Raw genomic sequence first — 18,358 nt, forward strand, 5'->3', positions numbered from 1 at the left:
GCGCGGTTGCTGTCGTTGGCGCCGAAGCCGTAGCCGGCGTTGAAACCGGCGTAGAAGCCGGTCCAGGTGAAGACGGGAACCGGCGTGAAGACCGGCGGCGGGGCGGCGCGGCGCGGAAGGTCGGCGGCGAGAGCCGAACCGGCGACGAGAATTCCGGCGAGAGCCGTACCGGCCCGAAGAATAGCTTGCATTATCCTGGTCCTTTTTGACTGCGCCGGGCTCCCGGAAGAGCGTCGCGGCGCGGTGCCCCGTATCTATTCCAGCATCCCTCAAGATGCTGTTGCGGTTCGACCACGCCGACCGTCTCGAAAGCGGCCCCTTTGTGGCGGTGGTCGTTTGGTTCCGTCAGTTCGATTTGAAAACGCCGCCGAATGGCCAAGGTTCACGCCCGGCCAAGCTTTTTTCGGCGGGTTTCGTTGACAGATTGTCGCAGCCCGGGGGTTGCGGCGCTCCGTGACGGGATCGGCATACGACAGGGACGGCCGGCAGGCGCGTGCGGCAGCGCACAAAAGCTCGGCCGCAGCGCGGGACAGGGCCGAGCGCCGGGCCGGGTGTGGCCTTACGGCATCAGCGCAAGGGCCGAGATCAGGCGGCCGTAATCGGGCTCGCCGCGATGGGTGGTGCGGCGGAAGCTGTAGAAGCGCTCGGGGTCGGCGTAGGTGCACAGGCCGAGTGACGTGGCCCGTCCGACGCCCGCTTCGGAGAGGCGGGACAGGATGAAGGCCGGCAGGTCGAACTGCGCGTGCCCGGCTCGCCCCTCGGCGAAGAACCGCTCCGCCCCGGGAACCGCAGCCCGGAACCGTGCCACGAATTCGTCGCCGACCTCGTAGGAGGCCTGCCCGATCGTGGGTCCGAGCACCGCGACGATGCCGGCGCGGGTGGCGCCGAGGCCTTCCATGGCCGCGACCGTCGCCTCCACGACGCCGCCGAGCGCCCCCTTCCAGCCGGCATGGGCCGCCCCGATGACCCGGTTCTCGGGATCGGCGAACAGGATCGGCCCGCAATCGGCCGTGGCGATGCCCAGCGCCAGACCGGGCACCCGCGTCACCATCGCGTCCGCCTTCGGGCGCTCGGCGAAGGGCGCCTCCACCGTGACCACGTCCGCCGAATGCACTTGGTAGAGGCTCACCAGCGCCTCCGCCGGGACGCCGAGCCGCGCACTCATCCGGGCCCGGTTCTCGGCGACGCGGCCGGGCTCATCCTGCGAGCCGAGCCCGCCATTGAGGGAGGCGTAGAGTCCGTCCGAGACGCCGCCCTCGCGGGTGAAGAAGGCGTGCCGCAGGCCCGGGAGGGCGCCAAGTTCGGGGGCTTCGATCAGCATCGGATCTCGCGGTTTAGGGCCGGAAGGGGCGCGGCGCGGCGGGGAGGCCGGGCAGGGCGTCGAGGGCGGGATGGCTCGCGCCGAGCACCTTGAACAGAGCGCCCATGCCGCGCGGGTCCGGGTCGGTCAGCCGGGCGACGGCCGCGTCGATCGCCTGCGCCTGCGCCGTGGTGGCCCGGGCCTTCAGCCGCTCGGCGCGGGGGCCGAGTCCCAGCGCCTGCAGGAAGTCGCGCTGGGTCACGGGGCCGTGCAGGGCCGCGCCCTCGGAGGTCGCCGCGCGGGCAAGCGCCGGGAAATCGACGTGGACGGTGAGGTCCGCCTCGCCGGGCCGGGCGAGGGGATCGACGCTCCCGTGCCGGGCGAGCGCCTGGAACGTGTCGCCGAAGCCCGGTCGGTCATGCCCGTAATCGATGGCGAGCAGGGCCCCGCCGGAGCGGACGAGGCGGCGGCCGAGGTCGCGCATCACGGCGAGCGCCGCGGTCGGTAGGGTCAGCACAGCACCCGCCGGGGCTTCCGCGTCGATGCGTGGATCCGGTTCCGGGTCGAGGCCGAAGGCGAGCGCCGCGCCATCCTCGCTCAATCCGACCCGGCGCTCGCACCAGCCGCGCCCCATGCGCACGAATTGCCGGGCGGGCAGGGCGTCGAAGAACTCGTTGGCAATCACGAGGAGGGGCGCCTCGGGCAGGGTGTCGAGACCGTCATGGAAGACCGGCGCGGCCGCGGCGAGACGTTGCGCCTGCAGCGCCCGCAGCACCGGGCTCGTCTCCACGAGGTGGAGGTCGAACGCGGCGCCGGCCGCCGTCAGGGCGCGCAGCGCGTCGGCGAGCAGCGTGCCCCGGCCCGGACCCAGCTCCACGAGGCAGGGGCGCGGGGTTGCCGGCATCGCGGCAAGCACCGCCGCCGCCCAGGCGCCGATCAGCTCGCCGAACATCTGGCTGATCTCGGGGGCGGTGACGAAATCCCCCCGCGCGCCGAACGGATCGCGGGTCGCATAATAGCCGTGGGCCGGATGGCCGAGGCAGAGCGCCATGTAGCGGTCGAGTCCGATCGGCCCGTCGGCGCGGATCGCCCGGGCCAGGACCGCGAAGAGCGGCGTCGGGTCGGCGGGCGGGGCCACCGTCAGATCTGCCCGGCCTCGGCCTGGATCTCGGGGCCCTCGCGCCGGGGCCGGGTGACCCCGCGGGCGGCGAGCACGATGGCCCCGAGGCCGGCGATCGCCATCGGCAGGCAGAGCAGCATGCCCATGGTGATGCCGCCGCCGAGCGCCCCGACCTCCTGCCCGAACAGGAAGCCGAGCTGCCGGTCCGGCTCTCGGAAGAACTCGCAGAAGGTTCGGGCGATGGCGTAGCCGAGGACGAAGATGCCCCCCAGCAGCCCGGGCCGGCGGAAGCCGAAACGGCGCACCGCGAAGGCCATCACGACGAACAGCACCAAGCCTTCGGTCGCCGCCTCGAACAGCTGGCTCGGGTAGCGGGGCACGTCGCCTCCAGTGGGGAAGACCACGGCGTAGGGGAAGTCCGGCGCCGGCCGGCCCCACAGCTCCCCGTTCACGAAATTGGCGATGCGCCCGAAGAACAGGCCGATCGGCACCACCACCGCCGCGATATCGAGCAGGGCGAGGCCGTTGAGCCCCCGCGCCCGGGCGAAGACCAAGAGGGCCAGGACCGCGCCGAGGAAGCCGCCATGGAACGACATGCCGCCGTTGCGGATCGCCAGGATCTCCATCGGCTGATCGAGGTAGAGCGGCAGGTTGTAGAACAGCACGTAGCCGATGCGCCCGCCGAGCACGACGCCGAGCGCCACCCAGACGATGAGGTCGTCGATGTCGGCGAGCGTCGGGCGCTTCACCGCGCCCCACAGGGCCTTCGCCGCCACGAGGCGGCGCGCGTAGAACCAGCCCCCGACGAGCCCGGCGATATAGGAGAGGGCGTACCACTTGATCTCGATCGGTCCGAGCGAGACCGCGACCGGATCGATGGCCGGGAAGGGCAGGGCGAGGAGCGGCGGCATCGGCGGCCCTTGGGCGTCGTTCGTTCGGACGTCGCGCCGCAGTTGGACCCGCGCGCCCCGGAGCGTCAAGGCGGCGCGGTTGCGTGCGGCAGCGGGCCGGGCGAGCATCCGCAGGGACGCATGCGGGGGCAGGGGCGATGCTGGGTAACGCGGAAATGGTCACGCGGCTGGTGCTGGCGGGCGTGATGGGAAGCGTCATCGGCTTCGAGCGGGAGCGGCTGCTCTGGGCGGCGGGCCTGCGCACCCACATGCTGGTTTGTGTCGGGGCCTGCCTGCTCATGCTCGTCTCGGCCTTCGGCTTCTCCGACGCGCTCGGACAGAAGAACGTGACGCTCGACCCGTCGCGCGTCGCTGCCCAGGTCGTCTCCGGCATCGGTTTCCTCGGCGCGGGCACCATCCTGCTGCGGGGGGAGGTCGTGAAGGGGCTGACCACCGCCGCGAGCCTATGGGCGGTGGCGGCGATCGGGCTCGCGATCGGCGGCGGGCTCTACGTGCCGGCTCTGGCCGCGACCGGGCTCGTCGTCGGCATCCTCGTGGGCGTGAAGCCCCTGGAGGAGAAGTGGCATGACCGGATGCCGGCCTGCGAACTCGAGCTCACGGTCAAGGCCGGACGCCTCTCGATCGACGGATTGAGCGAGATCGTCGGCCCGGAGGCCGGGCGGGTCCGGCGCTTCGTCGTGCGGCCGGGGGCCGAGGCCGGACTGGAAGAGGTCACGCTCTCCTTCGTGCGCCTGCCGAAGGCGCGCGTCGCGGCGATCGGCGAGCGCCTCGGGCGCGATCCCGCGGTGGTCCAGGTCCGCTCCCGCCCCGACGCCTGAGCCAACCGGAATGCGGGGCGTACCGGACGCCTGCGCTGCCGAAGCCCCGGCGGCGCGAACGGTGCCGAAGTCCAACGGGACCAGACGGCGTTTCGGCGCGGAGGTCCCTAGACTTTTGTTCCCACGCCCATTCCTGTCACGCGCCGGTTGCCACTCCGTCGGCCGGCGCTCTAGGACATCCGCATCACAGGCAAGGTCGAGGGAAGCATGGCGTCGAAGCGGATCACCACCAGCCCCTATCCCGACCAGAAGCCCGGTACCTCGGGCCTGCGCAAGAAGGTGCCGGTGTTCCGGCAGCCGAACTACGTCGAGAACTTCGTCCAGGCGATTCTCGACAGTATCCCCGAGCGCGAGGGCGGGACCCTGGTGATCGGCGGGGACGGGCGCTTCTTCAACCGTGAGGTGGCCCAGATCGCCATCAAGATGGCGGCGGCGAACGGCATCGGCCGGGTGCTGGTGGGGCGCGACGGCCTCCTCTCGACGCCGGCCGCCTCCTGCGTGATCCGCAAGCATGGGGCCCTCGGCGGCATCGTGCTCTCGGCGAGCCACAATCCCGGCGGGCCCGAGGGGGATTTCGGCATCAAGTTCAACGGCGCCAATGGCGGGCCGGCCCCCGAGAGCGTCACCGACGCGATTTTCGCGCGCACCACCGCGATCGCCGAGTACCGCATCGCCGACGCCCCCGACATCGACCTCGGCACCACCGGGACCACCGAGGTCGACGGCATGAGCGTCGAGGTGATCGACTCGGTCGCCGACTATGCGGAGCTGATGCGCTCGCTCTTCGACTTCGAGGCCCTGCAGCGGATGTTCGCCGCGGGCTTCCGCATGCGCTTCGACGCGCTCTCGGCGGTCACCGGCCCCTACGCGAAGGCGATCCTGGAGGACACGCTCGGCGCGGCGCCCGGCACCGTGGTCAACGGCGAGCCCAAGCCCGATTTCGGCGGGCATCATCCCGATCCGAATCCGGTGCACGCCCACGCGCTGTTCGACCTGATGCACGCGCCCGACGCGCCGGATTTCGGCGCCGCCTCGGACGGTGACGGCGACCGCAACATGATCGTGGCCCCGGGCCTGTTCGTCACGCCGAGCGACAGCCTCGCCATCCTCGCCGCCCACGCCCACCGGGCGCCCGGCTACGCGGGCGGCCTCGCAGGCGTCGCCCGCTCGATGCCGACGAGCCGGGCCGCCGATCGGGTTGCGGCCAAGCTCGGGATCGAGGCCTTCGAGACGCCGACCGGCTGGAAGTTCTTCGGCAACCTGCTGGATGCCGGCCGCATCACCCTCTGCGGCGAGGAGAGCGCCGGCACCGGCTCGAACCATGTCCGCGAGAAGGACGGGCTCTGGGCGGTGTTGCTCTGGCTCAACATCCTGGCGGTGACCGGCCAGCCGGCGCAGGATCTCGTGCGGGCGCACTGGGCCGATTTCGGGCGCGATTACTACACCCGCCACGATTACGAGGAGATCGATGCGGGCGCCGCCAAGCAACTGATGGAGCGCTTGCGGGCCAAGGTCCCGTCCCTGCCGGGCACGACATTGGGGGGCCTCACCGTCGCGGCGGCGGACGACTTCCGCTACGTCGATCCCGTCGACGGCTCGGTGACGGAGGCGCAGGGCGTGCGGATCACCTTCGCGGAGGATGCCCGCATCGTCTACCGCCTGTCCGGCACCGGCACTGCCGGGGCGACGCTGCGGGTCTATCTCGAGCGCTACGAGAGCGATCCCGCCCGGCTGGAGCAGCCGGTCGCGGAGGTGTTGGCACCGATCGTCGCGCTCGCCCGCGACCTCGCCGAGATCGAGGCGCTCACCGGTCGGGCGGAGCCGAGCGTGGTGACGTGATGCGTCGTGCGGGCAGGACGGGTCTTGGCCTCGTCCTCCTGCTCGCCGCGACCCGCGCCGGCCGCCGAGATCGCCAACGGCCCGGCCTGTTCGAGGGCTGGACCCGCAAAGGCGGTGACCGAAGGCCTCGTGTTCGCGCGCGTCTTCGAGCCGACGATGCCTCGGGGACGAAAGGGTGCCGCGATCCTGTTCGTCGCCCGGCCGAAGCCGGCCTCGCCCCGCTTCGAGGACGGGTTCGACGCCTTCGTCCGAAGCCCCAAGCAGGTTCCCCCCGACCGGAAACCCTTCATCGTGCGGGCCGGCGGGACCCTCGACGGCCATCGCATCCGCGTCGATGGGCGCTGCTGCCGCGCCGCCGACGGCCGGCGCATGAACGCGTGGCATGTCGGAATCGCCGCGGGGCGAGCAAGCATTACCTCATGCTCCTCACCCTGCCGCTCGAGCGCGAGAGCGAGACGCCCCTGCGCGAGGCCGTCGAGGCGCTGATGCGCACCTGCCGCCCGAGCCAGGCCGATCGCGGTCTCGTTCTGGCGCCGACCTCCGGCGATGGCGGCCTGGAGGGGCTCTATGCACGCACCGAGACGCGGCTGAGGCCGAACGCTTTCGGCGGAATGGACTCCACCGCCCAGCAAGACACCCTCCTGTTCGACAAGGCCGGGCTGTTCACCACCGCGTTGCCCCGCGACGGCGCCATCGCCGACCATTGCCGCGTCGCGGTCGAGACCTGCGGCACCTACGCGCTGCGGGGCGGCTGGCTCTCGGCCAACCGGGTCGCTTCGGTCTCGCAAGTCGCTCCAGCCCCGCCTTCGCCCGCACCAAGGGCGGCGTGACCCTTGGGCGACAAGACCGATGCCCGGATCCCGCCCTTTGCCATGGGGCACCGCTTCTCCGGTACATGGAGCCACCGCTTCGCATCGAGCGGTCCGAGCAGCGCGCTCGGCGGCGCGCGGACCCTGGGCCTGACCGCGGGCGGCCGCTTCACCCGCGCGGGCAGCACGGGCTTCTCCGCGACCGGCGGTGCGGTCGATGGCGGCACCGCGGTCGCGGGCCAAAGCCGCCGGCCGGTGCAGAGCGGGCGCTGCGCGGTGTCGGGCACCCGGATCACGCTCACCGGCGAGGCGGGCGGTACGGAATCACTCAGCCTGTTCGCGCCGGACCGCGACTCGGAGAGGCTTCTGGTGATCGGCGGGGCGAACTATCTCAAGCAGGGCCAATGAGCGGGCCGATCCGCGGCACGAGCGCTCCGCCGCCGACGAGGCCGGTCCGTGACACGGCGGGAGCTCAGGTCTGGTTCGGCTTGAGCTGGTAGAAGATGTGCCGGCCGATCATGTCCTTGCGCTTGAGGCGGCGGGACCAGCCGGGCTTCACGTAGTCGGCATGGTAGTGCGTCGCGCCGCCGACCTCGCTGAGATAGGTCTTGCCCTCGATGACGGCGCTGGCGACGCGGGTGGCGGTGCTCCACGAGGCGGCGTCGGTGATGCGCAGCGACTTGCCCTCGCAGGCGAAGGAGAACTGGCAGCCCATGAAGCGGTGGCGGTTCTGGTAGACCACGCCGCAGACCGTCGAGGGGTAGAGCCCGCTCTTGGCGCGGTTCAGCACCACCTGGGCGACGGCGGCCTGACCCTCCTCGGGCTCGCTGCGCGCCTCGAAATAGACGGCCTCGGCGAGGCAACGCTGCTCCTTGTCCATCGCCTCCGGTTCGATGAGGTCGGCGTAGCGATGGCGGGCTTCGGGCGAGGCCGTGTCCGGCTCGCTCGGCGAGGGCGCGTGGTCGAGGCGGGGGGAGAATCCCGGCAGGACGAGATTCGCGGCAGCGACCTCGATCGGGGTGGCATCGGCGGGGGCGGGCGTGACCGAGGACAGGGCGACGGCCCGGGGCGTGGCCGGCGTCGCGCCGTCCGAATCGGCGAGCAGGGGAAACCCGTCCTCATCCGTCTCGATCGCGCGGGCGATGCCCGGGCCGGCGACGTAGCCGGCCTCGATCACGTCGGGATTCCAGGCGGTGGCACCGATCGCGCCGGTAATCGACACGTCCCGCCCGATCAGGACCTCCGGCGGAACCGTCGCATCGGTGCCGGCGGATGCGGTGAAGGACAGGAGCAGGCCCGAGGCCAGCATCCAGGGCACGACGGCCGAAACGATCCAGCGGGGACCGAGATCCAGGCCTCGAACGCGACTCGCACGCAACGCCGACATCCTACGCTCACGACCGGCCGCACGCCCTCAGCGTAGCGAATGCCGGGACGATCGAGCCTGATGGGCGCGAGTTTAGTCGTGAACGTGGTTGCCGGACGGTTAAGGCCGGGGCGTCAGCGGCCCGGATGGCCGTGGCGCGCGGCGAGGCCGCTGACCAGGATCGCGCCGTAGCCCGTCCCGTTCTGCGCGGCGATGATCATGCGGCCCGCCTCATGGTCGCTGCGCGCCGAGACCGCGTAGCCGAGGGCGAGCAGGCCCAAGGCGGTCACGAGGCTCGCAAGCACCCAGAGATACGCGTACTGCATCGCCCGCTGTGTAGGGGCAACAGAGCGTCCGTCGAGGAAGGCGGAGGTGGAGTCGGGATTGGGCATCTGGCAAGTCCCGCGAAGACCCGAACCGGTCAATCGGCCGGCGCTTCCGCGCGCGGCCTTCCGCTAGCACCTAACGCGCCCGCACAACACGGGTTCATCCCGTCTTCCGCAAATTTATTGCACAGCTTGCGCGTCCCGGGGGGAGCGGCCCCCCGGGACGCGGGATTTGTCACGCGGGGGTGTCGAGGGCGGCCTGCGCGGCGGCGAGGCGGGCGATCGGCACGCGGAAGGGCGAGCACGACACGTAGTCGAGCCCGACCTCCTGGCAGAAGCCGATCGAGGCCGGGTCGCCGCCATGCTCGCCGCAGATGCCGAGCTTGATGTCGGGCCGCTGCGCCCGGCCGCGCTCGGTCGCGATCTTGACGAGTTCGCCCACGCCCTCTCGGTCGATGGACACGAACGGATCGACAGCGAGGATGCCCTTCTGGGTATAGGGTCCGAGGAAGGTCGCCGCGTCGTCCCGCGAGATGCCGAGCGCCGTCTGCGTCAGGTCGTTGGTGCCGAAGGAGAAGAACTCCGCCGTCTCCGCGATCTGGCCGGCCATGAGCGCGGCGCGCGGCAACTCGATCATCGTGCCGACCTGATACTCGAACTGCGCGCCGGTCTCCTCGGTGACGGCCTTGGCCATCGCGTCGATGCGGGCCTTGACGATGTCGAACTCCATCCGGGTGAAGACGAGCGGTACCATCACCTCGGGCGTCACCGGGGCGCCGGTGTCCTTGGCGGCCTGCACCGCGGCCTCGAAGATCGCGCGGGCCTGCATCTCGGCGATCTCCGGGAAGGCGATGGCGAGACGGCAGCCGCGGAAGCCGAGCATCGGGTTGTGCTCGGAGAGTTCGCGGGTGCGGTGCCGGATCTTGTCCTCGCTGACGCCGGTCGCGGCCACAACCTCCTGCACCTCCTCGTCGGTGTGGGGCAGGAACTCGTGCAGCGGCGGGTCGAGCAGGCGGATCGTGACGGGCAGGCCCGACATGATCGTGAACAGCTCGACGAAGTCCTGGCGCTGGTAGGGCAGGAGCTTGGCGAGCGCCGCGCGGCGCCCTTCGGCGTCGTCGGCCAGGATCATCTCCCGCACCGCAACGATGCGGTCGCCCTCGAAGAACATGTGCTCGGTGCGGCACAGGCCGATCCCCTCCGCGCCGAAGGTGCGGGCGGCGCGGGCGTCGGCGGGCGTGTCGGCGTTGGTGCGCACCTTCATGGTGCGAACCGCGTCGGCCCATTCCATCAGGGCGGCGAAGTCGCCCGACAGCTCCGGCTGGAGCATCTTGACCTCGCCCTGGATCACCTGGCCGGTCGAGCCATCGACGGTGATGACCTCGCCCGCCTTCAGGGTGACGCCGCCGACCGTCATGGTCTGCGCCTTGTAGTCGATGCGGATCGAGCCGACCCCGGAGACGCAGGGCTTGCCCATGCCGCGGGCCACCACCGCCGCGTGGCTGGTCATGCCGCCGCGGGTCGTGAGGATGCCCTCGGCGGCGTGCATGCCGTGGATGTCCTCCGGCGAGGTCTCGATGCGCACGAGGATGCACTTGCGCTCGGCCTTGCGGGCGGCCTCCGCGGCCTCCGAGTTGAACACGATCTCGCCAACCGCCGCGCCCGGCGAGGCGGGCAGGCCGGTGGCGATGACCTTGCGCTCGGCATGGGGATCGATGGTCGGGTGCAGGAGCTGGTCGAGCGCGCCGGGCTCGATCCGCTTGATCGCCTCGTCCTTCGTGATGAGGCCCTCGCCCGCGAGCTCGACGGCGATGCGCAGGGCCGCCTTGGCGGTGCGCTTGCCGTTGCGGGTCTGGAGCATCCAGAGCTTACCCCGCTCGATGGTGAACTCCATGTCCTGCATGTCGCGATAGTGCTTCTCGAGGACCCCGTAGATCCGCGTCAGCTCGGCGAAGCTCTCGGGCATCACCTTTTCCATCGACGGCTTGTCGGACTTGGCCTCGATGCGGGCCTTCTCGGTGATGTCCTGCGGCGTGCGGATGCCCGCCACCACGTCCTCGCCCTGGGCGTTGACGAGGAACTCGCCGTAGAGCGCGCTCTCGCCGGTGGAGGGGTTGCGGGTGAAGGCGACGCCGGTGGCCGAGGTGTCGCCCATGTTGCCGAACACCATGGCCTGGACGTTCACCGCCGTGCCCCAGCTCTCGGGGATCTGGTTCAGCTCGCGGTACTTCTTGGCCCGCGGGATCATCCAGGAATCGAACACGGCGCCGATGGCGCCCCAGAGCTGGTCCTCGGGCTTCTGCGGGAAGTCCGAGCCGTGCTCCTTGCGCACGATGCCCTTGTAGACGCCGATCAGGTGCCGCCAATCCTCGGCCTTCAGGTCGGTGTCGAGGCTCAGCCCCTTCTCGTCCTTGTAATGCTCCAGAGCCTCCTCGAAGGCGTGATGCTCCACGCCGAGCACGACGTTCGAGTACATCGTGATGAAGCGGCGGTAGGAATCGTAGGCGAAGCGCTCGTCGTCGGCGTCCTTGGCCAGCGCCTCGACGGTCTCGTCGTTGAGGCCGAGGTTGAGCACCGTGTCCATCATGCCCGGCATGGAGGCGCGGGCGCCGGAGCGGACCGAGACGAGCAGGGGCTTCTCGGCATCGCCGAAGCGGCGTCCGGTCAGCGCGCCGACCTGCTCCAGGGCGGCCTTCACCTCGTCGGTGAGCTCGCCGGGATAGGTCTCGCCGTTCTGGTAGTAGTAGGTGCAGACTTCGGTGGTGATCGTGAAGCCAGGCGGGACCGGCAGGCCGAGATTCGACATCTCGGCAAGGTTCGCGCCCTTGCCGCCGAGGAGGTTGCGCATCGACGCCTCGCCCTCGGCCCGGCCGTCACCGAAGGAATAGACCCACTTAGTCATCAGGCTCTCCGCTCGACGGATGGCGTACTCGTCTCGAATCCCGCGGGCGTGGCCCATCTCCTCACGCGGCGCAAGAAGAAGCTTCGCACCGCCCACACGGGGACGTGACGATGGAGGTGGTCTGTCAGACCGCTGGGCGGCAACCTCACCGTCGCCGCGCGCCGGGGCGCCGGGACCTCACGGGAGGCACCGCCGGCCCGCCTGCCTCGGGGCGGAGCGGGCGTCGGCTCAGGTCAGCTGGCGGAACACGCCGAGGCCGATCAGCCCGAACACGATCAGGTAGATCGCGACGATGTAGTTCAGAAGCCGCGGCGCGATCAGGATCAGGATGCCGGCGGCGATCGCGATGATCGGCTGAAGATGCGAGATCGTGATGGTCATCGGTGGCCTCCCACGGCCGCGCTCGGCCGCGTCGGCACGTTAAGTTTCCGCGCGCGAACGGTTCCGCGACGCCTCATACCAAATCCGGTTGATCCCTTCGGGATGGCGGATTTGGGCTTCGCTCAAACGCCGCGCGGGCTTGCCTGATCCGGGCTCCGCTTGGATCAAGCGGAGCCCGGATCAGACCCGATAGCGGCCCCCGCGCTTCACCACCACCCGCGTGCCGACCGGAACCCGCTCGAACAGGTCGACGATGTCCTCGTTGAGCATCCGCACGCAGCCGGAGGACATCTGCTCGCCGATGCTCCAGGGCTCGTTGGTGCCGTGGATGCGGAACAGCGTGTCGCGGTTGCCCTGGTAGAGGTAGAGGGCCCGGGCTCCGAGCGGGTTGTCGAGGCCGCCCTTGCGAGAGCGGTCGATGTCGGGATTGAGCGAGACCATGGTGGTCGTCGGCGTCCAGTCGGGCCACACGCCCTTGCGGGCGATGCGGGCATCGCCCTTCCAGGAGAAGCCGGCCTTGCCGACGCCGACGCCGTACTGGATCGCCGTGCCGCCCGCCTGCACCAGGGCGAGCTGGCGCTTGTCGATGTCGACCACGATGGTGCCCGGCGCCTCGGGCCCGGCATAGGCCACCTGCTGGCGGCGGTATTTCGGATCGAGCCGCCCGGTATCGACCAGCGGCACGTCGTAGGGCTTGTCGGGCATCGCGCCGACATACCAGGCCGCCTCGTCGTCGTTGGCGGCCAATCGGCTGGCCGGGCCGGAGGATTGGCAGGCGGCCAGCGGCGCGAGGCAGAGCGCGGCGAACAGCATCCGGCCTGCGAACAGGCGGGCGCCCCTGGCGGCTCCGGAAATCGAGCGTTGAAGGTGCGTCATGCCCCATGAGTACCCGCAGCGGGGCCATTCGGGTGTGACCCGGAGGCCGCAGCGGGCGAGGATCGTTCCCGGGGGGCCGGCTCGCCCGTCCCCGGGCCCCGCCATATCTGAACCCGGCCTGTGCCGAGGAGCGAGCCGCGATGCCCGAGACCGAGCCCAAGATTGAGTCCAACTCCGAGACCAAGATCGAGCCCGAGATCAAGACCAAGCCCGAGACCGACACCCTCACCATCGACGCCGACACCCTCGATCCGGCCGCCCTCGCTCCGGCGATCCATCTCGACCACTGCGTCATCCACGTCTCGGACTGGGAGCGGGCCACCGCCTTTTACCGGGATGTGCTGGGAGCGGAGGTGATCGCGGTCGGCCGCGGCGTGGCGTTCCGCTTCGGCGGGGTCCAGCTCAACGTGCACGGTCCCGGGCAGGTCGGCGACCCGCGCGCCCGGATCCCGGTGATGCCGGGCGGCAGCGATCTCTGCTTCCGCTGGTCCGGCCCGATCGAGGCGGCGATGGCGCATCTCGCCCGGCATGGCGTCGATGTCGAACAGGGCCCCATCGCGCGCAACGGGGCGGCCGGCCCGGGGATGAGCGTCTATTTCCGCGATCCCGACGGCTCGCTGATGGAGTTCATCACCTATCCGCCGCGCTGACGGCGGCAGGCCTGCGGGCTTCCCCGCCGTGGCGCCTCAGGCCCGGCCGCCACGTTCGGCCAGCCGCTGGTTGGTCTGCTCCAGGCGAAGCGCGAGGTCGCGCATCACGGCGATGCCGATCTGCGGAAACTGCGCCAGCAGTTCCAGGAACACGTCCCGGTCGATCCGCAACGCCGTCGTCGTGCCCTCGGCCGTCACCGTCGCGGAGCGCGGCTGGTCGGCCAGGATGCCCATCTCGCCGACGAGGGCGTTGGTGCCGAGGAGGGCGAGGCGGACCGGCCCGTGGGGTCCATCGATCGAGACTGCGGCGCTCCCTTCGAGGATCAGGTAGGCGGCATCCGCGGCCTCGCCGCGGGCGAAGAATTGCTGCCCTTCCTCGAAATGCACCCGCTCGCTGGTAAAGGCGAGGAGCTTCAGGCGGGACGGCTCGACCTCGCGGAACAACGGCACCTGCCGCAGCGACGTCACTTCGTTGTCGAGGGTCATGGCTCCCTCCGCTGCGCCGCATCCCGCGGTGACACGAAAAGCATGGTGTCTCGGGAGCCGCGCCGGGACCCTGATCCCGGACGATTCCCTAAAGCCTTCAGTCGCATCGGCTTTTCCGAGAACGCGCCTCCGCCTCCCGGGCCGATGCAAGAGAGCGGTGTCGGGACCGATCGCGCCCGACACCGCTCTAGACGCTTGTTTTTACGCGCATTCTTGGAACGAGCCGAGGGCCGTCCCGTCGAAACGCGCTCTAGACGCGGGCGCTCGCCCTGTCAAAAAGTGGTCACCGATCCGCGGCGAACGCCTCAGGACCCGCGCTCCGTGGAAAGGCCGATCTCGCCTGGGGCGGGGGGGCCGCGCTTGTCGCTGGCATTGGGCTGAGGCGAGTCGATCGGCTCCTCCCTCGTGGTCGGCCGGGGGCTGTCCTCGGGCGCCGGCATCGGCGGCAGGGGCGTGGCATTCGCGGCCATGGGCTTGGCCTTCGTGGCCACGGGCTTGGCCGAAGCGCTTGGCTTCACCATATGACGGTTGGTCATGTCCGGCTCCTTCCGGGTGTGGCGGGGCCTGTGGAAGCCTGTTCACAAGTCCGCACAAATCCTTGTCCGAGCGCTCGTAACGTCTGGACTGGACAGGGGTTTCGCAACCCGTCGCGATCGATACGGCCAAGGAACCATCGTTTGCGCTGAAGGTTGAGGAAAGTGTGAAAAACTGAGCCTGAGGAGGCGCTAATGGCATCCGGCAACTCGACCTCGAAGCGAGGTTTCGCGTCCATGAACATCGAACGCCAGCGTGAGATCGCGAGCAAGGGCGGCCGTTCCGTCCCCGCGGACAAGCGCTCGTTCTCGCAGGATCGCGAGCTCGCCTCGTCGGCGGGCCGCAAGGGCGGTCAATCGACGGGCCGCACCGGCGAGGCGTGAGGCGGGGCGGGGCGGCATCCCGCGCCGACGGCGCCGGGCCGCTCCGGCCGCGACCTACCAGAAACTTCTCGAACCCTTCGACAGGCGCCTCGGCGTCTGTTCTTGTTTTGGAGCGCGTTTCGGGCGGCTAACCGTCCGAGTCCGCCCGCGCCAGGTCGCGCCACTTGCGCACCAGCGCCTCGAACGACCGCAACTCCTCGGCCTCCAGCCGTCCCAGCGTGCGGGCCACGTAGGCCGCCTGTGCGGCGATGCCGCGGGCGGCCAGCTCGGCCCCCGTTGGGGTGAGGTGAAGCGCGTGGGAGCGGCGATCCTCGGGGATCGCCCGCCGCTCGACGAGGCCCGCCTCGACCAGCCGGTCGATCAGCCCGGACACGTTGCCCTTGGTCACGTAGAGCCGGCCGGCGAGATCCTGCTGGGTCAGGCCCTCCCGCTCGCTCAGGGTCGACAGCACGTCGAATTGCGGGATCGAGAGGCCGGTCTCCCGCAGCTCCGCGGCGACGGCGGCCAGAACCCGCCGATTCAGGCGGATGAAGCGGAACCAGACGCGCAGCGGATCGACCGGCTCGGGCTCGGCGCTCGGATCGAGGCGGGCGGGACGCTGCGACATTGCTATCCCGTATAGCAGAGGTGTGCCCCGCGGGCAGCCGAGTGGCGCGCGGCGCCCCCAGCCTGTAGGGTCTTTCGACCTCCTTGCCGCGATCTTTTCAGGGCGATGCGCCGTCAACTCCTCGAAGAACCGGTGACCCGGGCGGGCCGCTACGCTCGAACCCTCGCGATCTTCTCGCTCCTCGTCACCGGCATGGCGGTGCTGATCGTGCGCAGCCCGTCGGCGGAGGCGATGCCGGCTCTGGCCGTGCTCGGCAGCGGCGTCGCCCTGTCCGTCCTGGCGATCGCCTTCGCCCTGTTCGCCCTGGTGCGGGTCTGGCGCGAGGGCGCGGGCGGACTCGGGGCGGCGGTGGGCGGCCTGTTCGTGGCGAGCCTCGTCCTGGCCTATCCGGCCTATGCCGCCCTGAAGGGCGTGCGCCTGCCCGCGCTCACCGATGTCAGCACCGACACCGAGCGCCCGCCTGCCTTCTCCCGCTCGCGCCTCGCCTTCGCGGCCCGCGAGGGCCGTTATCCGCCCGAGCCCGGCCCGCGGGCGCGGGAGGCGCAGCGGGCGGCCTATCCGCAGATCGCGCCGCTGACCCTCGACGTGGAGGCCGACCAGGCCTTCGAACTGGCCCGGAAGGCCGCGGTGAACCGCAAATGGGAGATCGTCGAGGCGATCCGGCCCGGCGGGCGCGTGGGCAATGGCCGGATCGAGGCGGTGGCCCGCACGCGCCTGCTCAACCTGCCGGCCGACATCACCGTGCGGGTCCATCCGCGGGCGGACGGGGCGCGCATCGACGTGCGCTCGGCCTCCCGCATCGGCACCCGCGACCTCGGCGACAACGCCGACCGGATCCGCTCCTATCTCGACGAAGTAGCCAACCTCGCCATCGCCCTGAAGTGAGGCTCAGGTCGGCCGGTATCGCCCGCTCAGCAGCGGCGGACCGTCGGTGACGACGAGACCGCGCTCGACCAGATCCTCCAGATGGGCGAAGACCGAGAGCGCCGCCGCCCCCAGCAGGGCGGGACTCAGGCCCTGATAGACCGCCCGGACGACGGCGGCGATCTCGGCGTCGCCCGCCGCGAGCCGGGCCCGGATGGCGGCCTCGCGCTGCCGGCGATGGGCGAAGAGCCCGCGCACGAAGCGCCGCGGCTCGCGCACCGGGCCGCCATGGCCCGGCCAGTAGAGCGTCTCCGGCCGCTCCTTCAGCCGCTCGAGCGAGGCCATGTAGGCGCGCATCGAGCCGTCCGGAGGGGCCACGATCGAGGTCGACCACGCCATCACGTGATCGCCGGAGAAGAGCACGTTCTCCTCCGGCAGGGCGAAGGCGAGATGGTTCATCGTATGGCCCGGCGTCGCCAGCGCCGTCAGGGTCCAGCCCGTTCCGTCGAGGCTGTCGCCGTCGCCGAGTTCCCGGTCGGGCCGGTGCTCCCGGTCGGCGCTGGCATCGAGGATCGGCAATTCGTTTTCGGCGAGTTCCCGGGCCGGCCGGTGGGGGGCGCAGCCGAGGATCGGCGCCCCGGTGCGGGCCTGCAGCAGCCGGGCGCCGGGCGAGTGGTCGCGATGCGTGTGGGTGACGACGATCGCTTCCACCTGCTCGCCGGCGAGGTCGCCCAGGAGCCCCTCGACATGGCCCGCATCCGCCGGTCCCGGATCGATGACGGCGACGCGGCCCTGACCGACCACGTAGGTGCAGGTGCCGCTCGCCGTGAACGGTCCGCCATTGGAGCAGACCCGGCGTCGCACGAGCGGGCTGAGGCGCTCGGTCCGGCCGGCCCCGGGCAGGGCGGCGTCGAGTCCGGGGGAGGGGGCGGATGCGGGCGGCGCATTCGCGGAGGGTCGGCTCATGGCGCTCAGACGATCGGGGACGGGAGATGCCCGCCTACGACAGGCGGGCCGGTTCGCCAAATCGCGGGGCCCCCGCGCTCAGCGCTCGAACGGGGAGGGTGCCACGACCCGCACCGGCGCGAAGCTCGCACCGGCCGGTCCCGCCTCGACGAGCCCGAAGCCGGCGCCTTCCATCCGCAGCCGGGCGACCTGCGCCTCGGCGGTGCGGATCCGGGCGACCCGGTGCTCCGCCAGTCGAAGGCTGCGCCGGAACGCCGCCTCGTCCGCCTCACGGCGCAGGGCGCCGACCCGGCCCTCGATGGCCCGGCGTCGGCCCTCGCCGATGGCCGCGTCGCGGTAATCGGTCATCACCAGTCCCTGGCGCGTGACGCGGGTGACCACGTCGGCGCTGTCGGCGGTCGCCACCACGTCGCCAGCGCGGACCGTGCGGTCGTCGGCGATCGACAGGAGCGGACCGGCCGTGCGGTCCGGCTGGCAGGCACAATGCGCGACGCGGGTCCGACGGTAGAGATTGGCCCAGCTCGCCCCTAGATAGGGGCGCCCGTCGAGCCCGACCGCCTCCTCCATCTCGCCCCGTCCGGGCGCCAGCGTGTAGAGGCCCGTGCGGGCCCCGGGGCAGGAGGCGGCGCAGGCTGCCTGATGCACCGGAAGGTCGACCGGATTGCGCAGGCGGCCGACGGGGAAGAGGTAGCCGTCGCACAGGCGCACGCAGACCGTGCGGGTCCCGCTCTCGAGACCCGCTGACGGAGCGACGGAGGCCTGGGCCACAAGCGGGCGCGACACCCGCGCCTGGAGGCGGGGCGTCTGCCGCGCCGGGCGGGGCGGCCCGAGCGTGCGGGCATCCGGCAGGGCCGAGTAGCGCCGCGGCGTCTTGCGGGGCATCGCGACGGGCGCCGCCGGCGGCGGCGCCGGCTTCGCAACGCCGAACAGGGCGTCGAAGAACTCCGCCAGCCCGCCACGCTCGGACGCACGCACCACCGGCGCGCCGAGGACCACGCCGCCGAAACCGAGGACGAGACCCAGCAGGATGAGGACGATCCCTCGGGAGGCCGGCCCCGTCCGGCGCGGCGCGGGGGGGCGCATCCTCGCGCCGGGTACACGCTTTCCGAACGCCATCCCGTCTCTCCGTCCTTGCCGGGGCCGCCGCCTCGCAGCCGAGGCAGCGTCATCGGCCGTCCTAGGTCCGATCGCCGAACCCGTCAGGCCAGCTAGGTCGCGGG

General features: G+C 71.3%; 20 protein-coding genes and 1 pseudogene. 7 read left to right on the forward strand and 14 right to left on the reverse strand.

Annotated features, from left to right (window positions below; all coding sequences use genetic code 11):
- From LW587_RS04750 to lgt, 4 genes and pseudogenes are all read right to left on the reverse strand, one after another.
- Window positions 1-191, reverse strand: a pseudogene (locus LW587_RS04750) (porin family protein); the annotation flags it as partial.
- 368 nt (window positions 192-559) lie between these two features.
- A complete protein-coding gene (pgeF, locus tag LW587_RS04755; RefSeq protein WP_232628450.1) occupies window positions 560-1,321 on the reverse strand; it encodes a peptidoglycan editing factor PgeF in 762 nt (253 codons plus the stop codon).
- Window positions 1,322-1,334: 13 nt separating this feature from the next.
- A complete protein-coding gene (locus tag LW587_RS04760) occupies window positions 1,335-2,438 on the reverse strand; it encodes a class I SAM-dependent methyltransferase (RefSeq protein WP_232628451.1) in 1,104 nt (367 codons plus the stop codon).
- 2 nt (window positions 2,439-2,440) lie between these two features.
- Window positions 2,441-3,331, reverse strand: coding sequence for a prolipoprotein diacylglyceryl transferase (gene lgt / locus LW587_RS04765; protein WP_232628452.1), 891 nt, complete (start codon window positions 3,329-3,331; stop codon window positions 2,441-2,443).
- 137 nt (window positions 3,332-3,468) lie between these two features.
- Here lgt and LW587_RS04770 point away from each other — a divergent pair, with 137 nt between their 5' ends.
- From LW587_RS04770 to LW587_RS04785, 4 genes are all read left to right on the forward strand, one after another.
- Complete coding sequence (locus LW587_RS04770; RefSeq protein WP_232628453.1) at window positions 3,469-4,149, forward strand: MgtC/SapB family protein; 681 nt, start codon at window positions 3,469-3,471, stop codon at window positions 4,147-4,149.
- A gap of 207 nt (window positions 4,150-4,356) precedes the next feature.
- The gene (locus LW587_RS04775; protein ID WP_232628454.1) at window positions 4,357-5,988 is read left to right on the forward strand and encodes an alpha-D-glucose phosphate-specific phosphoglucomutase; all 1,632 of its coding nucleotides are present in this window, start codon (window positions 4,357-4,359) and stop codon (window positions 5,986-5,988) included.
- Between the two features lie 419 nt (window positions 5,989-6,407).
- Window positions 6,408-6,818: a hypothetical protein gene (locus tag LW587_RS04780; RefSeq protein ID WP_232628455.1), complete on the forward strand. Its 411-nt coding sequence runs from the start codon at window positions 6,408-6,410 to the stop codon at window positions 6,816-6,818.
- 3 nt (window positions 6,819-6,821) lie between these two features.
- Window positions 6,822-7,205, forward strand: coding sequence for a hypothetical protein (locus tag LW587_RS04785; RefSeq protein WP_232628456.1), 384 nt, complete (start codon window positions 6,822-6,824; stop codon window positions 7,203-7,205).
- 64 nt (window positions 7,206-7,269) lie between these two features.
- Here the strand turns inward: LW587_RS04785 and LW587_RS04790 are convergent, their stop codons facing one another.
- From LW587_RS04790 to LW587_RS04810, 5 genes are all read right to left on the reverse strand, one after another.
- Entirely contained in the window at window positions 7,270-8,175 is a 906-nt protein-coding gene (locus LW587_RS04790; RefSeq protein WP_232628457.1) for a cell wall hydrolase, read from the reverse strand.
- Window positions 8,176-8,297: 122 nt separating this feature from the next.
- Window positions 8,298-8,555 (reverse strand): hypothetical protein, encoded by a 258-nt coding sequence (locus LW587_RS04795; protein WP_232628458.1) that lies wholly within the window; start codon window positions 8,553-8,555, stop codon window positions 8,298-8,300.
- Between the two features lie 169 nt (window positions 8,556-8,724).
- On the reverse strand, window positions 8,725-11,391 hold the full coding sequence (gene ppdK, locus LW587_RS04800; protein WP_232628459.1) for a pyruvate, phosphate dikinase: 2,667 nt from the start codon (window positions 11,389-11,391) through the stop codon (window positions 8,725-8,727).
- 228 nt (window positions 11,392-11,619) lie between these two features.
- Window positions 11,620-11,772 carry a DUF3096 domain-containing protein gene (locus tag LW587_RS04805; RefSeq protein ID WP_232628460.1) on the reverse strand — a complete coding sequence of 51 codons (153 nt, stop codon included), beginning with the start codon at window positions 11,770-11,772 and terminating at the stop codon, window positions 11,620-11,622.
- 180 nt (window positions 11,773-11,952) lie between these two features.
- Window positions 11,953-12,585 (reverse strand): L,D-transpeptidase, encoded by a 633-nt coding sequence (locus tag LW587_RS04810; RefSeq protein ID WP_232628461.1) that lies wholly within the window; start codon window positions 12,583-12,585, stop codon window positions 11,953-11,955.
- Between the two features lie 203 nt (window positions 12,586-12,788).
- Between LW587_RS04810 and LW587_RS04815 the strand changes: the two genes are divergently transcribed.
- Window positions 12,789-13,298, forward strand: a complete 510-nt coding sequence (locus LW587_RS04815) for a VOC family protein (protein ID WP_332839820.1) — start codon at window positions 12,789-12,791, stop codon at window positions 13,296-13,298.
- Between the two features lie 36 nt (window positions 13,299-13,334).
- Here LW587_RS04815 and LW587_RS04820 read toward each other — a convergent pair whose 3' ends face one another.
- Both LW587_RS04820 and LW587_RS04825 read right to left on the reverse strand, forming a co-directional pair.
- Window positions 13,335-13,784, reverse strand: a complete 450-nt coding sequence (locus LW587_RS04820) for a Crp/Fnr family transcriptional regulator (RefSeq protein ID WP_232628462.1) — start codon at window positions 13,782-13,784, stop codon at window positions 13,335-13,337.
- 305 nt (window positions 13,785-14,089) lie between these two features.
- A complete protein-coding gene (locus tag LW587_RS04825) occupies window positions 14,090-14,320 on the reverse strand; it encodes a hypothetical protein (RefSeq protein ID WP_232628463.1) in 231 nt (76 codons plus the stop codon).
- 192 nt (window positions 14,321-14,512) lie between these two features.
- On the opposite strand from LW587_RS04825, the gene LW587_RS04830 reads away from it, so the two are divergent.
- Window positions 14,513-14,701: a general stress protein gene (locus tag LW587_RS04830; protein WP_012254235.1), complete on the forward strand. Its 189-nt coding sequence runs from the start codon at window positions 14,513-14,515 to the stop codon at window positions 14,699-14,701.
- A gap of 127 nt (window positions 14,702-14,828) precedes the next feature.
- Here the strand turns inward: LW587_RS04830 and LW587_RS04835 are convergent, their stop codons facing one another.
- Window positions 14,829-15,308 (reverse strand): MarR family winged helix-turn-helix transcriptional regulator, encoded by a 480-nt coding sequence (locus LW587_RS04835; protein WP_232628464.1) that lies wholly within the window; start codon window positions 15,306-15,308, stop codon window positions 14,829-14,831.
- Between the two features lie 105 nt (window positions 15,309-15,413).
- On the opposite strand from LW587_RS04835, the gene LW587_RS04840 reads away from it, so the two are divergent.
- Window positions 15,414-16,193 carry a DUF1499 domain-containing protein gene (locus LW587_RS04840; protein WP_232628465.1) on the forward strand — a complete coding sequence of 260 codons (780 nt, stop codon included), beginning with the start codon at window positions 15,414-15,416 and terminating at the stop codon, window positions 16,191-16,193.
- A gap of 3 nt (window positions 16,194-16,196) precedes the next feature.
- On the opposite strand, the gene LW587_RS04845 is transcribed toward LW587_RS04840, so the two are convergent.
- Window positions 16,197-17,138, reverse strand: coding sequence for an MBL fold metallo-hydrolase (locus LW587_RS04845; protein WP_232628466.1), 942 nt, complete (start codon window positions 17,136-17,138; stop codon window positions 16,197-16,199).
- A gap of 78 nt (window positions 17,139-17,216) precedes the next feature.
- Window positions 17,217-18,221 (reverse strand): DUF2865 domain-containing protein, encoded by a 1,005-nt coding sequence (locus LW587_RS04850; RefSeq protein ID WP_269780294.1) that lies wholly within the window; start codon window positions 18,219-18,221, stop codon window positions 17,217-17,219.
- Window positions 18,222-18,358 lie beyond the last annotated feature (137 nt).

This window comes from Methylobacterium sp. Leaf118 (assembly GCF_920984675.1).
Classification (GTDB): Bacteria; Pseudomonadota; Alphaproteobacteria; order Rhizobiales; family Beijerinckiaceae; genus Methylobacterium.